Genomic DNA, 16,369 nt, shown 5'->3' with positions numbered 1-16,369 from the left:
ACGTCCGTCATCCCCCGGACAAGGCGGGGGATGACGGCGTGAAGCTGAAGTTTCGATGTTCACCATCCCCCGCCTCACCCGCGTCCTGGTCGGCTTCCTCGCCCTCCAGGTCGTGCTGTTCGCCCTGAACGCTGCCTTTCCGCCCGACATGGCCCGCGCCCGGCGCTCGTCGCCCGTGGTGCTGGACCATCGCGGCGCCTGGCTGCGCGCTCTGCCGGTCGAGGACGGACGCTGGCGGGTGCGGGCGGACCTCCAGCGCACCGACAAGACGTTTCAGAAGCGCCTGATCGCCGTCGAGGACGCCCGGTTCCGTCGCCACCTGGGCGTCGATCCCCTGGCCCTGGCCCGGGCGATCGGCTCGGCGGCGATCCATGGCCGCGTCACCTCGGGGGCCTCGACCCTGACCATGCAGACCGCGCGCCTGCTTGAGCCCCGGCCGCGCAACCTCCCCTCCAAGCTGATCGAGATGGTCCGCGCCGCTCAGCTGGAGGCCCGGCTGACCAAGGACCAGACCCTGGCCCTCTACCTGACCCTGGCGCCCTACGGCGGAAACCTGGAGGGGGTGCGGGCCGCCAGCCTGGCCTATTTCGGCCATGAGCCCACCAGCCTGACCGACGGCGAGCAGGCCCTGCTGATCGCCCTGCCGCAGTCGCCCGAAGCCCGCCGTCCCGACCGCCACCCCGAGGCCGCCCGCGCCGCCCGTCGCGCGGTGCTGGACAAGATGGTCCGCGCCCACGTCCTGACCGAGGCCGCCGCCAGCGAGGCGGACGCCGAACCCCTGCCCAGGCGCGCCTCGTTCCCGGCCCTGGCCTGGCACGCGGCGGGCGAGCTGGCCCTGGCGGCGCCGCCCAGCCAGCCCAGCGTGGTCTCGACGATCGACGCCGACCTCCAGGCGCGCCTCGAGCCGATGGCCGCCGCGGTCGCCGCCGCCCAAGGGCCGGACGTMACCGCCGCCATCCTGGTGGTCCAGATCAAGGGCCGGGCGGTGCGGGCCCTGGTCGGCTCGGCGGGGCGCCAGCGCCCCGGCGGCTGGATCGACCTGACCCGGGCCGTGCGTTCGCCCGGCTCGGCCTTGAAGCCCTTCATCTATGCCTTCGCCTTCGACGACGGAGCCCTGGCGCCGGACACCCAGATCGACGACGCCGCCACCCGCTTCGCCGACTACCAGCCCGAGAACTTCGACCACGTGTTCCATGACAAGGTCACGGCCCGCGAGGCCCTGGCCTATTCGCTGAACGTCCCGGCCGTGGCCACCCTGGAGAAGATCGGCCCCGACGCCTTCGCCGCGCGGCTGGAGAGCGGGGGCGTGAAGCTGGTGCGGCCAAAGACGGCGCGCGAGGGCTCGGGCCTGGCCCTGGCCCTGGGCGGGGCGGGGATCACGCCGCGCGACATGGCCGTGCTCTATGCGGCCCTCGGCGACGGCGGCGTGGCCAAGCCCCTGGCCTTCACGGAGGCCGAGGCCAAGCAGCGCGAACACCAGGGCGGGACCCGCATCGTCCGGCCCGAGGCCGCCGCCCAAGTGCTGGACATCCTGCGCGAGGCCCCAGCCCCACGCGGCCGCGCCCCCTCGGCCCTGACCCGGGGCGGGCCGGCCATGGCCTTCAAGACCGGCACCTCGTACGGCTTCCGCGACGCCGTGGCGGCGGGGGTRGTCGGCGGCTACGCCATCATCGTCTGGACGGGCCGGGCCGACGGCGGGGCGCGCGGCGGCCTGACCGGACGCGACGCGGCCCTGCCCCTGCTGTTCGACGTGGCCGACGTCATAGACGCCCCGACGATCGCGCCCCGGCCCATCGCGCCCAAGGCCGCGCCGGGCGCCCTGCAGCGCCTGCGGCAGGCCTCGGAAGGTCCCCGCCTGATCTTCCCGCCCGACGGCGCCACCGTGCAGGTCGACAGCGTCGGCGCCGGCTCGCGCGGCCTGGTCATGGCGGCGGGCGGCGAGGACCTGACCTGGTACGTGGCCGGCGCGCCCCTGTCGGCCGACCCGGTCAGCGGCAAGGTGATCTGGCGTCCGGCCGCGCCGGGCTTCTACCGGCTGAAGGTGGTGGACGGCCAGGGCCGCGCGGCCTCGGCGCGGGTGCGCATCAAGGCGCCGACCGGCTGAAAGTTGCCATTTGGCAGTAGAATTGCTATATTCGGCCAAAGAGGTAATCCGATGTCCCTCGTCACCCTGGTCGACACCGAACCCAAGGCCTTCGCGCCCGAGCCGATCTCGGACGCCGAAGCCGCCGCCATGTTCCGCGCCGCGGTCAACCTGTTGAAGCTTTGGGGCGTGACCGACGACGAGGCCGCGATCCTGCTGGACCAGCCGGTGCGCACCTATCGCCGCTGGAAGGCCGGCGAGATCGGGCGGATCAACCGCGACGGCAAGGCCCGGCTGTCGAACCTGATGGGCGTCCACAAGGCCCTGCGGCTGATCTTCCAGGAGCCCCAGCGCGGCTACGCCTGGATCAAGGCTCCCAACGCCGCATTCGGCGGGCGCTCGGCCCTGCGGGTGATGCTGGGCGGCGAGCTGACCGACCTGATGCGGGTGCGCCGCTACCTGGACGCCGAGCGCGGGGCCTGGTGATCGATTTGGCGAAGATCCCGCGCGCGCCGGTGTCCTGGCGCGGGGCGGTCCGCGTCATCCGCAGCGCCTGGCCGCCGATCGACCTGTTCGAGGACATCGCCGATCCCGCCGACTGGCCGCTGCTGATCGCCGCCGAGCAGAAGACCAATCCGCGCCTGATGGAGACCCTCGGCAACTTGGACCTGGTGCCCCAGGACCGCTGGGTGGCGGGCGCCGGGGCCAGCTACCTGATGGCGCCGTTCACCCATGTCAGCTCCGACCGGCCCAGCCGGTTCAGCGCCGGGGCGTACGGGGTGCTGTACGTGGCCGAACGCTTCGAGGTCGCCCTGTCGGAGACGATCCACCACCACGGACTGTTCATGGCCGCCACCGCCCAGGCGCCGGGCTGGACCTCGCAGTTCCGCGAGATCGTGCTGGACGTGCGCGCCGCCCTGCACGACCTGCGCGGCGGCGATCCGGCCTTCGCCCCGGCGCTGGATCCGGACGACTACGGCCCGGGCCAGGCCCTGGGCGCGGGGCTGCGCGCCGCCGGCTCGGAGGGGGTGGTCTATCCCAGCCAACGCCATCCGGGCGGCCAGTGCGTGGGCTTGTTCTATCCCGACCTGGCCGCGAACCCCGTCCAGGGCCGCCATCTGGACTACCACTGGGACGGGGCCCGGGTGGATCTGATCCGCGAGCCGGCGACGGGCAAGGTGTTCCGGGTGGAAGCCGCGCCTCTTTGACAAGCTTGGCCTGGAGCCTTCCTATCCGGGACCTGACCTTGGAGCGCCCATGATCCCCTTCGATTTCATCGTCCAGTTCGGCGTCACCTGGCTGATCGTCGTGGCCTATTTGGCCTCGTTGTTCAGCGTGGGGTTCCGCCTGGGGCGGCTGAAGGTCCAGCGGCCTGGTCTCGACGCGCCGAGCCTCGAGTTCCGGCAATGGTCGATCGCGCCGGGCGACCTCTGGGCGGTGCTCGGCTTCGTGTTCAGCGGCCGCCACGCGCAAATCGGCGATCGGCTGGTGTCGCGCCTGGTGATCGCGGTGCGGGTCCTGTTCCCGCTGAGCCTGATCCTGGTGCTGGCGGTTTTCGCCCGGGCCGCGGTCCTGGGCGGTCCGGCGCTCGGCGGCTAGGCCGCTCCGCGCCGCAGGGGCGGCGCCGCTCAGCAGGGCCCGCCGACCGCCTTCTGGTAGTCCTCGAGGCTAGAGATGCCGACTTCCAGGTCCGTCACCAGGCCGTTCGACAGCGAATAGACCCAGCCGTGCACGGCCAGCGATTGGCCGCGCGCCCAGGCGTCCTGGACGAAGACGTCGGCGGCGACGTTGCGCACCTGGCGGGCGACGTTCAGCTCGCACAGGCGGTTGAGCATCGACTTCTCGTCGCCGATGGCCTCCAGCTCGTGCTTGTGCTCGGCGTGGACCTCACGGATCGGGTGCAGCCAGTGGTCGACCAGCCCTCGGCGTTTGCCGTCGATGGCCGCCGCCACGCCGCCGCAGCCGTAGTGGCCCACGACCATGATGTGCTTGACCTTCAGCACGTCGACCGCGAACTGCAGCACCGACAGGTAGTTGGCGTCCTGCGGCGGGGCCAGGTTGGCGACGTTGCGGTGGACGAACAGCTCGCCCGGGTCCAGGCCGACGATCTCGTTGGCGGGCACGCGGCTGTCGCTGCAGCCGATCCACAGGTATTCGGGGCTCTGCTGGCCCTCCAGGCGCTTGAAGAACTGGGGATCGGCCTCGGTCTTGCGCAGCGACCAGGCCAGGTTGTTGCTCTTCAGGTCTTCAAGCATGGATGGCGTCCGGCTGTTGGTTGGGATGGGCGGCGGCGAAGGCCGGGTGTTCGAGGGCGCGGGCGGCGACCGCGCGCAGGGCGGGGAACGGCGACAGGTCGGTCTTGAACCGCTCGGCGTTATAGACCTGCGGGACCAGGCAGCAATCGACCAGGCCGGGCGTGTCGCCGAAGGCGTACTGGCCGCCGTGCTCGATGATCATGGCTTCCAGGGCCTGGAAGCCGTCGATGATCCAGCGCTGGATCCAGGCCTCGCGGCCGGGCTCGTCGACGCCCAGGCCGGTCAGGGCCCGCAGGATGCGCAGGTTGTTCACCGGGTGGATGTCGCAGGCGATGACCTGGGCCATGGCCCGGGCCTGGGCGCGGGCCAGCGGGTCGGCCGGCAGCAGGGCGGGCTCGGGACAGGCTTCCTCCAGCCAGTCCAGGATGGCCAGGCTCTGGGTCAGCACCCGGCCGTCGACCTCCAGGGCCGGCACCAGCTTCTGCGGGTTCAGGGTCGCGAAGGCGGGGGCTTGGTGCTGGTTGTCGACCAGGTTCACCGGCGCGGTCTCATAGGCCAGGCCCTTGAGGTTCAGGCCGATCCGCACCCGGTAGGCGGCGCTGGACCGCCAGGCGCCGTGCAGGACGAGCTTCATCGCCGCGCTCCTAGACCAGGGTGAAGGTCAGCCGGCCGACGCCCTCGACCGCGCCATCGACCCGGTCGCCGCGACCGATGGCGGCCACGCCCTCGGGGGTGCCGGTGAAGATCAGGTCGCCGGCCGCCAGGGTCCACAGCTTGGAGGCCTCGGCGATGATCTCGGGGATCGTCCAGATCATGTCGGCGATCTGGCCGGCCTGGCGCGGCTGGCCGTCGACGGTCAGGGTGATCGCCCCGTCGGGGTGGGCCTTGTCGGCCGGGACGATGGCGCTGATCGGGGCGCTGGCGTCGAAGCCCTTGGCGGCGTCCCAGGGATGGCTCTTGGCCTTGGCGGCGGCCTGCAGGTCGCGGCGGGTCAGGTCGACCCCGACCGCGTAGCCGAAGATGTGGCTCATGGCCTCTTCGACGGCGATGTTGGCGCCGCCCGACTTCAGGGCGACCACCAGCTCGATCTCGTGGTGCAGGTCGTGGGTGGCGACCGGGTAGGGGACCTTGTCGCCCACCACCACCGCATCGGCCGGCTTGGCGAAGAAGAACGGCGGATCGCGGGTGTCGGCCCCCATCTCGCGGGCGTGGGCGGCGTAGTTGCGGCCGACGCAGAGGATCCGGCGGACGGGGAAGACGGAATCGCTCCCTTCGACCGGAACCGTGGATTGGGCGGGCGGGGGGAAGGCGAAGTGCGTCATGGCGCCTGATTAGACCCAAACCCGCTTCGCCAAAAGTCACCTTCGCGAGGACATGATCCTGCAACACGACGGCCATGCCGCGCGTCTAAACGTTCTTTCACTTGCCCCGACCTGCGACGACAAGGCATGACGGGTAGGCAATTGTGGCGAAAACCCGCCACGCCAACGTCGAAGGGGCCCGGGACCGACGATGCTGATCATCGAGAACCTGACTCACGTCTACGCCAACGGCGTGAAGGCCCTCGACGAGGTCAACCTGACGATACCCGGCGGCATGTACGGCCTGCTGGGTCCGAACGGCGCCGGCAAGTCGACCCTGATGCGCACGGTCGCCACCCTGCAGGCCCCCACGTCGGGCCATATCCGGTTCGGCGACATCGACGTGCTGAAGTCGCCCGACCAGCTGCGCCGCACCCTGGGCTACCTGCCGCAGGACTTCGGCGTCTATCCCCGCGTCAGCGCCTACGACATGCTCGACCACATGGCCGTGCTGAAGGGCATCGCCGACGGCAAGGACCGCAAGGCCGTGGTCGAGAGCCTGCTCAACCAGGTCAATCTGTGGGACGTGCGCAAGAAGGCCATCGCCGGCTTCTCGGGCGGCATGCGCCAGCGCTTCGGCATCGCCCAGGCCCTGATCGGCGATCCGCGCCTGATCATCGTCGACGAGCCCACCGCCGGCCTCGACCCCGAGGAGCGCAACCGCTTCCTGAACCTGCTGGCCGAGATCGGCGAGAACGTGGTGGTGATCCTGTCCACCCACATCGTCGAGGACGTCTCCGACCTCTGCCAGGCCATGGCGATCATCTGCAACGGCCGGATCGTCAAGGAAGGCGCCCCCGCCGACCTGGTGCGCCAGCTGGACGGCCGCATCTGGAAGAAGGTCATCGACAAGGCCGAGCTCGAGGCGGCCAAGGCGCATCACCAGGTGATCTCGACCCGCCTGCTGGGCGGCCGCACGGTGATCCACGTCCTGGCCGACCGGGACCCGGGGGCCGGCTTCGTCCAGGTCGGGGGCGGGCTGGAGGACGTCTACTTCTCGACCCTCTCCACGACCCGTCGCGCGGCCTGAGGGCGTCCGGATGTTTGGCAAGATCGCGGGCTTCGAACTGCGCTACCAGCTGAAGTCGCCCGTCTTCTGGGTGGTGGCGGTCATCTTCTTCCTGCTGGCCTTCGCCATCACCACGGTCAGCAACTTCTCGATCGGCCTGGGGCCCAGCGACCATCGCAACGGCCCCTACGCCCTGGCCCAGGCCTGCATCGTCTTCTCGTTGTTCTACATGTTCGTGACCACGGCCTTCGTCTCGAACGTGGTGGTGCGCGACGACGAGACGGGTTTCGGGCCCATCCTGCGGGCCACGCGCCTGACCAAGTTCGACTACCTGTACGGCCGCTTCACGGGGGCGCTGCTGGCCGCGGCGATCTCGTTCCTGGTGGTGCCGGCCGCCATCTGGCTGGGCTCGCACATGCCGTGGGTCGACAGCGAGCTGCTGGGTCCCAACCGCTGGGACGCCTACCTGTTCGCCTACGGCGTGGTCGCCCTGCCGACCCTGATCCTGACCTCGACCATGTTCTTCGCCCTGGCCACGGTGACCCGGTCGATGATGTGGACCTATGTCGGGGTGATCGCCTTCCTGGTGGTCTGGGTGGTGGCCAACATCGCCCTGAACAAGCCGGAGTTCGAGCACGCCGTGGCCCTGTGGGAGCCGCTGGGCGGCTCGGCCTACGGCCTGGTCAGCAAGTACTGGACGGTCAGCGAGCGCAACACGGTCGTCCCGCCCCTGGACGGGGTGCTGCTGTTCAACCGCGTCTTCGTCCTGGCGCTGTCGGTCGTCTTCCTGGTGGCGGCGCATTTCGGCTTCCGCCTGCAGTCGCCCGAGTTGTCGGGCAAGGCGCGCAAGGCCCGTCGCCGCCAGAAGCGGGCCGAGGCCGCGGCCGAGACGGCGCCGGCGATCCTGGCCGCCCCGGTCCATCCCCGCTTCGACGGTCGGTGGGCCTGGGCCCAGCTGGTCGCCCGCACCCGGCTGGACATGGGCCAGGTGTTCAAGAGCCCGGCCTATTTCGTGCTGCTGGCGCTGGGCCTGTTCAACGCGGCCGGTTCGCTGTGGTTCGCCACCGACGACACCAGCTACGGCGGCTCGATCTATCCGCTGACCCGGATGCTGCTGAACCCGCTGATCGGCTCGTTCACCCTGATCCCGGTGATCATCTCGATCTACTACGCGGGCGAGCTGGTCTGGCGCGAGCGCGACCGCAAGACCCACGAGATCATCGACTCCACGCCCGTCGCCGACTGGGCCTTCGTCGCGCCCAAGGTGGCGGCGATCTCGCTGGTGCTGATCTCGACCCTGCTGGTCAGCGTGCTGGCCGCCGTGATCAGCCAGGCGGCGCACGGCTATTTCGGCTTCGAGTTCGACAAGTACCTGCTGTGGTACGTCGCGCCGATGTCGGTGAGCCTGGTGCTGACGGCCGTGCTGGCGGTGTTCCTGCAGGTGCTGAGCCCGCACAAGTTCGTCGGCTGGGGCCTGATGGTGCTCTACATCGTGGCCGGCATGACCTTCTCCAACCTCGGCTGGGAGCACCGCCTMTACAACTACGGCGGCGGCGGGCTGGTGGGGCCGATGGTCCCCACCTCCGACATCAACCGCCTGGGCAAGTTCTGGATCGGCGCCTGGTGGGTGCGGGTCTATTGGAGCGCCTTCGCCGCCGGACTGGTGGTGCTGGCCTACGCCCTGTGGCGGCGCGGGACCGAGACCCGCCTGTGGCCGCGCCTGCGCCGCCTGCCCCAGCGCCTGACCGGCAAGGCCGGGCTGACCTTCGCCGCCGCCGCCGTGCTGTTCGCGGCCAGCGGGGCGTTCATCTACGTCAACACCAACGTCTGGAACGTCTACCGCACCCGCATCGACAACGAAAAGTGGCAGGCCGACTACGAGAAGACCCTGCTGCGCTTCGAGAACACGCCGCAGCCCAAGATCGTGGCGATGAAGCTGGACGTCGACCTGCATCCGCACGATCCGCGCATCGACACCAAGGGCGTCTACACCCTGGAGAACCGCAGCGGCGAGACGCTGAAGGAGATCCACGTCCGCTTCGACCGCGACCTGAAGGTCAAGGGGCTGTCGATCGAAGGGGCCCGCTCCAAGCAGACCTATGACCGCTTCAACTACCGGATCTTCGCCTTCGACACGCCGATGAAACCGGGCGAGCGGCGGATGATGAGCTTCATCACCGAGCGCGCCCAGAGGGGCTTCCGCAACCGGGGCGACGACACCCGGGTGGTCGACAACGGGACCTTCATCGACAACACCGAGATCGCGCCGATGCTGGGCATGAGCCGCGACGGCCTGCTGCAGGATCGCGCCAAGCGCCGCAAGTACGGCTTGCCGCCCGAGCGCCGCATGCCCAAGCTGGGCGACATCGCCAGCCGCCAGTTCAACGGCCTGCGCCATGACGCCGACTTCGTGTCGTCGGACATCACCGTCACCACCGACGCCGACCAGACGCCGATCGCGCCGGGCTACGAGGTCTCCAACCAGGTCCAGGGCGACCGACGCACGGCGCGGTTCGTGACCGAGGCCCCGATCCTGCCCTATCTGTCGATCCAGTCGGCCCGCTACGCCGTGGCCCGCGACCGCTACAAGGGCGTGGACCTGGCGATCTATTACGACCCGCACCATCCGTGGAACATCGAGCGGATGAAGACCGGGATGAAGGCCTCGCTGGACTACTACCAGGCCAATTTCAGCCCCTACCAGTTCCGCCAGCTGCGGTTCCAGGAGTTCCCGGGCTACGCCGACTTCGCCCAGTCGTTCGCCAACACCATCCCGTGGTCGGAGAACCTGTTCTTCATCGCCAAGTACGACGATCCCGAGAAGATCGACATGGTCACCTATGTCGGCGCCCACGAGATCGGCCACCAGTGGTGGGCCCACCAGGTGATCGGGGCCGACCAGCAGGGCGGCACGATGCTGAGCGAGACCTTCGCCCAGTACTCGGCGCTGATGGTCATGAAGCGGATGTACGGCGAGGCCCAGATCCGCAAGTTCCTGAAGTTCGAGCTGAACAGCTATCTGCGCGCCCGTGGCGGCGACCCGCTGGAGGAGCAGCCCCTGGCCCGGGTCGAGAACCAGCCGTACATCCACTACCGCAAGGGTTCGCTGGTCATGTACCGGCTGCAGCACGAGGTGGGCGAGGAGACGGTCAACCGCGCCCTGCGCAAGCTGATCGCCGACCACGCCTTCAAGGGCGCGCCCTATCCCACCACCCTGGACTTCCTGGCCGCCCTGCGCGCCGAGGTCCCCGCCGACAAGCAGGCCCTGATCACCGACCTGTTCGAGAAGATCACCCTCTATGACCTGAAGACCACGGCGGCCACGGCCCACAAGCGGCCCGACGGCCGCTACGACGTCACCCTGACGGTCACGGCCCGCAAGCTCTACGCTCAGGGCCGCGGCCAGGAGGCCGAGGCGCCGATGAGCGAGCCGATGGACATCGGCCTGTTCACCCTGGAGCCGGGCAAGAAGGGCTTCGGGGCCGACAAGGTGGTGGCCTTCGAACGTCGGCCGATCCGGTCGGGGACCCAGACCCTGAATTTCGTCACCACGACCCTGCCCAAGGTCGCCGGCGTCGACCCCTACAACTTCGTCATCGACCGCAACGGCGACGACAACGTCGCCAAGGTCGAGATGCGATGAGCGGCGACGGGCCGAGCGCGGAGGCGTTGAGGCTGGACGCGGCGGCGCTGAACGTCTTCCTGGCCAAGGCCTTCCCGGAGGCGGGGCCCCATCTGCCGGTGGTGCTCGAGGCCGAGCCGGGGCGGGTGCTGATGCGCCAGGCCTTCGCCAGCCGGGCCCTGCGGCCGGGCGGGCTGATCTCGGGGCCGACCCAGATGGCCATGGCCGACTCGGCGGCCTATGCGGTGATCCTGGCCCATATCGGCGAGGTGGCCATGGCCGTGACCTCGTCCCTGACCATCCACTTCCTGCGCGGGGCCAAGCCGGGCGACCTCTACGCCGAGGCGACCCTGCTCAAGCTGGGCCGGCGCATCGCCACGGTCGACGTGCTGATCTGGTCGGAATCGCGCGAGCGAGCCGCCGCCAGGGCGACGGTCGCCTACGCGATTCCTTGAGACGGGTCCGCGCCGTCAGGCGCGTCCCTTTGGTCGGACCTAGTTTCCGGCCTTTTCCTTGGCGACCTTTTCCTCGGCCTTGGCCACGTCCTTGCCGGTGTCGAAGCCGTTCTTCAGGCCCTCGGCCATGTTCAGGTGCTCCTGCACGGCCGGGGCCGTGGCGGCGGCGAAGGCCTTGATGGCGGGGGTGTCGCCGTCCTGGGCGTAGCGCTGCAGCAGGTTCAGGGCCGCTTGGTGGGCGTCGACCTGGCTGTCGGCGTACTTCTTGTCGAAGTCCTTGGCGTCGGCCTTGGTCAGGTCGTCGAGCTTGCCTTGCAGGTCTTCAGGCAGGGCGGTCGGCGGGGCGATCGACGCGCCCGAGGCGGCGATGGCGGCCTTCAGGTCTTCCGTCGTCTTGGTGTGCGCCTTCACCATCGCGGCGGCGAACTTCTTGACGTCGGGATTGGTCGAACGCTTGGCGACCAGCTTGCCGGCTTCGATCTCGAACATGTCGCTGGCGGCGGCCTTGGCGACGAACACGTCGGCCTTGGTCTCGTCCGACGGGGTCGGGACGGTGGCGGCGGGGTTGGCGTCGGGCGTGGCGGCCTGTTCGGCGGGGGTGGCGGCGCCCTTGGTCTCGTCGGGTTTCTGGTTGCAGGCCGCGACGCTGAGGGCCGCGATGGCGGCGCCGACGATGAGAAGCTTACGGGTCATGGCTTTCTTTCCCTGCGCGTTTTTCTAGAACGTTGAGTGTCCGAAGGCGCCGCGCTTGCGCCGAGGCATAGAAAACTTCACGTCGCCGTGATGGTTCCGTGAGCGCCCGCGGGGCGAAAAGGGGAGTGTGGGCATGGCCGAAGCGCCGCTGAACGGCTTGCGGGTCGTCGAGATGGGATCGCTGATCGCGGGGCCCTTCTGCGGCCAGGTGCTGGGCGATTTCGGCGCCGAGGTGATCAAGCTGGAAGACCCCAAGGCCGGCGACCCGATGCGCCAGTGGGGCCGCACCAAGCCCAAGGGCCATTCGCCCTGGTGGCCGGTGATCGGCCGCAACAAGACCTCGGTGACCCTGGACCTGCGCGCCCCGGAGGGCCGCGAGGTGGCCCGCGCCCTGATCGACACGGCCGACGTGGTGGTCGAGAACTTCCGCCCCGGCACGCTGGAGAAGTGGGGCATGGGCTACGAGGATCTCGCCCGCACCAATCCCGGCCTGGTCATGGCCCGGGTCTCGGGCTTCGGCCAGACCGGTCCCTATTCGCACCGCGCCGGCTACGCCCTGATCGGCGAGGCGATGGGGGGCCTCCGCCACATCACCGGCGAGGCCGACCGGCCTCCGGCCCGGGCGGGCATCTCGATCGGCGACAGCCTGGCGGGGCTGAACGCCGCCCTGGGCGTGATGATGGCCCTGCACGCCCGCCAGCACACCGGCAAGGGCCAGGTGGTCGACGCGGCGATCTACGAAAGCGTGCTGACGGTGATGGAGAACCTGATCACCGAATACGACCTGTCGGGCTATGTCCGCGAGCGATCCGGCGCGATCCTGCCCGGCATCGCCCCGTCCAACGTCTATCCCACCCGCAGCGGCGAGCTGATCCTGATCGGCGCCAACCAGGACACCCTGTTCAAGCGCCTGTGCGACGCCATGGGCCGGCCCGAACTGGCCACCGACGAGCGCTATCGCGACCACGCCGCCCGGGGCGTCAACCAGACCCAGCTGGACGCCACGATCGGCGGCTGGACGGTCGAGCACGACATCGAGGCGCTTCTGCCCCTGCTGGAGGACGCCGGCCTGGCCGTCGGCCGGGTCTATCGCGCGCCGGACATGCTGAAGGACCCCCAGTTCGCCGCCCGCGAGTCGATCGTCGAGGTCGCCCACCCGGTGTTCGGCACGGTGAAGATGCAGAACGCCTTCCCCAAGCTGTCCGACACCCCCGGCGGGGTCCGCTGGCCGGGGCCGGCCCTGGGCCAGCACACCGACGCGGTGCTGCGCGACGTGGCCAAGCTGTCGGACGAGACCATAGCCGGCCTGCGGGCCAAGGGAGTGATCTAGGATGGACGCGCCGCTGCATGCCGGAGGCTGCCTGTGCGGGGCCTTGCGCTACGAGGCGCGGGGCGCGCCGCTGTACATGGGCCATTGCTACTGCGGCGACTGCCGCAAGGCCTCGGGCTCGGGCTTCATCCCGTTCATGGCCTTCGCGGCTAAGGACCTGACCTTCAGCGGCCCGACGCGGACCTTCGCCAGCGTTTCGGCGCGCGGCACGCCCGCCGTGCGCAACACCTGCCCCGTCTGCGCCAGCCTGGTGTTCGGCGGTCCGGTCGGCGAGACGGATTCCCACACGATCTATGCCGGCTCGCTGGACGACCCGACGGCGTTCCGCCCGACGGTGGCGATCTTCGTCAAGGGACGGCCGGACTGGGCGGTGGTCCCGGAGGGGCTGGAGATGTTCGAGGGGCTGCCGGGGTGACAGGTCGGGGACATGCGCTTGCGCGTGTCCCCAGATTTCGCACGGAGCCTGGTCTTGGGGACACGCGCGAGCGCATGTCCCCGGCCTCGCGGCGGACAAGCCGCTGAAATCCCTGTGCTAAATCTTTATTCCCCGCAGGGTTTCCCGGCGGCCGCATAATCGTCCCACCTCGACGCGGGAAAGGGCGCATGGCCAGCGACCGATGCGGCGGCGAGGGGCGATCGAGCGGGAAGCTCCGTCGGCGGGCCCTTCTGCTTGAGTAGAGGCGGGACCCAAACTTCAGTCTCTGGTGCCGGTCGGGCGTGGTCCACAGATACGACGTGACTGAAGGTCGATGAAGCAGCAGGCGGGCGGACGACGCCCGCGGTCCGGGATCAGGCGCGTTGGCCTGGCCCGCCCGTCGCGGGCGACAAGGCGCGGCTCCAACAGGGCCTAGCGTCGAGAGCTTGCGGATAACGACCGCGCGGAGCGAACGGGCTTCGTCGAAACGGTATTCTCTAATTTCTTCCGGACGATGTCCGGCGCTCCGCAGCCCTTTCCATACCCTCAGCGAGAGATCGCGTGAGAGCGAGAGATCGTGCCGGTGAGCACTTGCCCCCACCCGACCGCTTTCGTCCGCCGTAACAGGCGGAGCCTACCGCCCCGTCACCGACGCCAGGGCCCGGGCGATCTGGTGGACGTTGTAGGGCTTGCGCACGATCGGGGCGTCGAAGCCCATCGGGGCGGCCTTGTCGGCATAGCCGGTGGCGAACACGAAGGGACGGCCCTCGCGGCGCAGCACCTCGGCGACCGGGGCCACCGACTGGCCGTTGAGGTCGGCGTCCAGCACGGCGGCGTCGAACGACAGCTCCAGCATCTGCAGGGCCTCGGCCAGCTCGGCCGCGCAGCCCACCACCTCGACGCCGGAGTCCTCCAGCCCCGCCTCCAGCTCCATGGCCAGCAGCAAGGAGTCCTCGACGATCAGCACCTTCAGGCCCGCGATGTCGCCGGCCTTGAAGCTGTCGTCGCCGCCGCCCACGGTCTCGACGATGCGCTCGTCGGGCGCCGCGACCGGGGCGTCGGGCTCGGGTTCGTCGACCAGGGCGTCGGCGGCGGCGTGGATCCGGGCCGTGACGCCGCTGCGCTTGTAGTCGACGGTCGCCTGGCCGCCCAGCTCGCGCCCGACCACGTCCTCGATCAGGGTCATGCCGAAGCCGCGGACCTCGGGCGGGGTGGTCATCGGCCCGCCGGTCTCCAGCCATTCCAGATTGAAGCCGCCCCCCGGAGCCGCGCGCCAGACCACCTCGACCCGGCCGCTCTCGACCGACAGCGAGCCGTACTTCACGGCGTTGACCGCCAGCTCGTGCAGGGTCAGCGACAGGGCGGCCGCCGCGCGGGGCGTCAGGAACAGTTCCGGACCGTCCCAGCGGGTCTGGTTGGGGGCCAGGCCGCCCAGCTCCGCCGCCGCGATCCGGGCCAGGGTGGCGCCGCGCCAGCGGGCGGCGCTGAGCAGGTCGTGGGCCGAGCTCATCGCCTTGAGCCGGCCGTTGAAGGCCTTGAGGAAGCCGTCCAGCGACGAGGCCTTGCGGGCCGACTGGCCGGCCACCGACTGCACGGCCGCCAGGATGTTCTTGATGCGGTGGTCCAGCTCGATGACCAGGTTCTCGCGCTGTTCGTCGGCGTCGCGGCGGGCCGTGACGTCCTGGACTACGCCGATCAGCCGCAGCGGCTTGCCGGCCGCGTCCTTGACCAGCAGGCCGGCCACGCGGTTCCAGATCACGCGGTTCGGGTCGGACGACACCCGCCGGAACTCGACCTCGTAGCGCCCTTGCGTCCGCAGCTGGGTCTCGACCTCGTCGCGGATCTCGTCGCGCTCGTCAGGATGCACGAAGCCGTACAGGGCCTCGCCGCCCTCGGCGGGGGTCACGCCCTCGGGCAGTTCCGTGATGCTGGCCATCCGGGCGCTGACCCGGACGGTGTCGGCCACGATGTCCCAGACGAATTCGCCCAGGTTGGCGGCGTGCAGGGCCAGGGCGATGCGTTCGCTGTCCAGCGTGCGCTCGGCGACGTTGCGCGCCGTCTCGGCGTCGTGCAGCAGCTCTTCCATCGCCAGGGCGGCCAGGTCGGCCAGGGCGTCGGCGAGGCCGGGGTCGACGGCCTCGCGCGGGGCGGGGTCCTCGACGGTGAGCAGGCCGACGATCTCGCCCGAGGCCGTCTTCAGCGGCGCGCAGGCGAAGAAGCGGCTGTCGGCGCGCCAGGGCCGCAGGGGCTGGTCCGGATCGTCGGCCAGGTCGTGGCTGGAGACCACGCCGGTCTCGCGCAGCCGGTCGGACAGGCCGGCGGGGCGCGGCTCCTCCACATGGTCGAAGCCGACCCTGGCCTTCAGGAAAATCCGGTCCTTGCCGATCAGGCGGATGGCCGCGCGGGGGGCGGCGAACAGGCGCGAGGCCAGGCGGACGATCCTGTCGAAACGAGGGTCGACCGGGTCGCCGTCGAAGGCGCGAAGCGCGTCGAGGGCGCGCAGCCGCCGCGCCTCCTGATCATCTGCCAGCGTTCCGCCCGCATCGTCCATGATTCGAACATAGACCGGGTTCGCGCAGGGCGCGAGATCGATAAAGGCCAAGCTCCCCGATCCCGTCGAAGATCACCTGTGGTGAAGCTCCAACCTTGACGCTACAATGGAACTTGTCGCGTCGGCATTGCGTTGTGCGGGCGCAGCTTCGCGCTGCCCGCCCCCCACAAGCCCGAGCCGCGAACCGGAGATCCTCATGCCCGACAACAGCCTGAACCCCGCCCTGAATGAAGCAAGCAAGGCCTCGTCGAACGCCGGCGCGGCCTTCGATCACGCCGAGCGCAGCTTCGGCGAAGCGGCCAGCGCCGCCCGCGCCAATCTCAGCGAGGCCGCCGCCTCGGCCAAGGCCAACCTGTCCGACGCCGCCAAGCGCATAGAGGCGTCCCTGACCCAGGGTCTCGAGACCCTGCGCGCCCAGACCCGCACCTACACCGACACCGCCGGCCAGTCGGTCGACGAGGCCAGCCGCTATGTCAGCGAGCGCGTTCGCGAGCGCCCGATCACCGCCACCCTGGCCGGCCTGGGCGTCGGCGTCCTGCTGGGCCTGCTGCTGGCCGGAAACCGCGGCGGCCGCGACAAGTGATCTTCGGGAAGA

At 70.2% G+C, this 16,369-nt stretch carries 15 protein-coding genes; 10 read left to right on the top strand and 5 right to left on the bottom strand.

Annotated features, from left to right (window positions below; genetic code table 11):
- The first annotated feature begins 55 nt into the window (after positions 1-55).
- Genes pbpC through AC1U89_RS16475 form a run of 4 tightly spaced genes read left to right on the top strand, consistent with a single transcriptional unit; the run spans position 56 to position 3,682 of the window.
- Positions 56-2,104 carry a penicillin-binding protein 1C gene (pbpC, locus tag AC1U89_RS16490; RefSeq protein WP_479900771.1) on the top strand — a complete coding sequence of 683 codons (2,049 nt, stop codon included), beginning with the start codon at positions 56-58 and terminating at the stop codon, positions 2,102-2,104.
- Positions 2,105-2,155: 51 nt separating this feature from the next.
- Complete coding sequence (locus AC1U89_RS16485) at positions 2,156-2,569, top strand: antitoxin Xre-like helix-turn-helix domain-containing protein (protein ID WP_479900770.1); 414 nt, start codon at positions 2,156-2,158, stop codon at positions 2,567-2,569.
- On the top strand, positions 2,566-3,291 hold the full coding sequence (locus tag AC1U89_RS16480) for an RES family NAD+ phosphorylase (RefSeq protein ID WP_479900769.1): 726 nt from the start codon (positions 2,566-2,568) through the stop codon (positions 3,289-3,291). The genes AC1U89_RS16485 and AC1U89_RS16480 overlap by 4 nt, the downstream gene beginning before the upstream one ends.
- Before the next feature lie 49 nt (positions 3,292-3,340).
- Positions 3,341-3,682: a hypothetical protein gene (locus tag AC1U89_RS16475; RefSeq protein ID WP_479900768.1), complete on the top strand. Its 342-nt coding sequence runs from the start codon at positions 3,341-3,343 to the stop codon at positions 3,680-3,682.
- Between the two features lie 29 nt (positions 3,683-3,711).
- On the opposite strand, the gene AC1U89_RS16470 is transcribed toward AC1U89_RS16475, so the two are convergent.
- Genes AC1U89_RS16470 through AC1U89_RS16460 form a run of 3 tightly spaced genes read right to left on the bottom strand, consistent with a single transcriptional unit; the run spans position 3,712 to position 5,660 of the window.
- Entirely contained in the window at positions 3,712-4,338 is a 627-nt protein-coding gene (locus tag AC1U89_RS16470; protein WP_479900767.1) for a carbonic anhydrase, read from the bottom strand.
- Positions 4,331-4,972: a maleylacetoacetate isomerase gene (gene maiA, locus AC1U89_RS16465; RefSeq protein WP_479900766.1), complete on the bottom strand. Its 642-nt coding sequence runs from the start codon at positions 4,970-4,972 to the stop codon at positions 4,331-4,333. Before maiA ends, AC1U89_RS16470 begins: the two co-directional genes overlap by 8 nt.
- Before the next feature lie 10 nt (positions 4,973-4,982).
- The gene (locus tag AC1U89_RS16460) at positions 4,983-5,660 is read right to left on the bottom strand and encodes a fumarylacetoacetate hydrolase family protein (protein ID WP_479900765.1); all 678 of its coding nucleotides are present in this window, start codon (positions 5,658-5,660) and stop codon (positions 4,983-4,985) included.
- A gap of 190 nt (positions 5,661-5,850) precedes the next feature.
- On the opposite strand from AC1U89_RS16460, the gene AC1U89_RS16455 reads away from it, so the two are divergent.
- From AC1U89_RS16455 to AC1U89_RS16445, 3 genes are read left to right on the top strand one after another with little or no spacing between them, the layout of a single operon-like run.
- Positions 5,851-6,729 carry an ABC transporter ATP-binding protein gene (locus AC1U89_RS16455; protein WP_479900764.1) on the top strand — a complete coding sequence of 293 codons (879 nt, stop codon included), beginning with the start codon at positions 5,851-5,853 and terminating at the stop codon, positions 6,727-6,729.
- A gap of 10 nt (positions 6,730-6,739) precedes the next feature.
- On the top strand, positions 6,740-10,351 hold the full coding sequence (locus AC1U89_RS16450) for an ABC transporter permease/M1 family aminopeptidase (RefSeq protein WP_479900763.1): 3,612 nt from the start codon (positions 6,740-6,742) through the stop codon (positions 10,349-10,351).
- Positions 10,348-10,785, top strand: a complete 438-nt coding sequence (locus tag AC1U89_RS16445) for a PaaI family thioesterase (protein ID WP_479900762.1) — start codon at positions 10,348-10,350, stop codon at positions 10,783-10,785. Before AC1U89_RS16450 ends, AC1U89_RS16445 begins: the two co-directional genes overlap by 4 nt.
- Before the next feature lie 39 nt (positions 10,786-10,824).
- Here the strand turns inward: AC1U89_RS16445 and AC1U89_RS16440 are convergent, their stop codons facing one another.
- The gene (locus AC1U89_RS16440; protein ID WP_479900761.1) at positions 10,825-11,478 is read right to left on the bottom strand and encodes a DUF4142 domain-containing protein; all 654 of its coding nucleotides are present in this window, start codon (positions 11,476-11,478) and stop codon (positions 10,825-10,827) included.
- A 133-nt stretch (positions 11,479-11,611) separates the two neighbouring features.
- Between AC1U89_RS16440 and AC1U89_RS16435 the strand changes: the two genes are divergently transcribed.
- Both AC1U89_RS16435 and AC1U89_RS16430 read left to right on the top strand, forming a co-directional pair.
- Complete coding sequence (locus tag AC1U89_RS16435) at positions 11,612-12,808, top strand: CaiB/BaiF CoA transferase family protein (RefSeq protein ID WP_479900760.1); 1,197 nt, start codon at positions 11,612-11,614, stop codon at positions 12,806-12,808.
- A 1-nt stretch (position 12,809) separates the two neighbouring features.
- A complete protein-coding gene (locus AC1U89_RS16430) occupies positions 12,810-13,223 on the top strand; it encodes a GFA family protein (RefSeq protein ID WP_479900759.1) in 414 nt (137 codons plus the stop codon).
- A gap of 634 nt (positions 13,224-13,857) precedes the next feature.
- Here AC1U89_RS16430 and AC1U89_RS16425 read toward each other — a convergent pair.
- Positions 13,858-15,774 (bottom strand): HWE histidine kinase domain-containing protein, encoded by a 1,917-nt coding sequence (locus AC1U89_RS16425; protein WP_479900758.1) that lies wholly within the window; start codon positions 15,772-15,774, stop codon positions 13,858-13,860.
- A gap of 196 nt (positions 15,775-15,970) precedes the next feature.
- On the opposite strand from AC1U89_RS16425, the gene AC1U89_RS16420 reads away from it, so the two are divergent.
- Entirely contained in the window at positions 15,971-16,357 is a 387-nt protein-coding gene (locus tag AC1U89_RS16420; RefSeq protein ID WP_479900757.1) for a hypothetical protein, read from the top strand.
- Positions 16,358-16,369 lie beyond the last annotated feature (12 nt).

This window comes from Caulobacter sp. 05T431, assembly GCF_056665975.1.
Note: the sequence above shows the minus strand (reverse complement) of the source record. Positions and strands in the feature narration are given on the sequence as shown.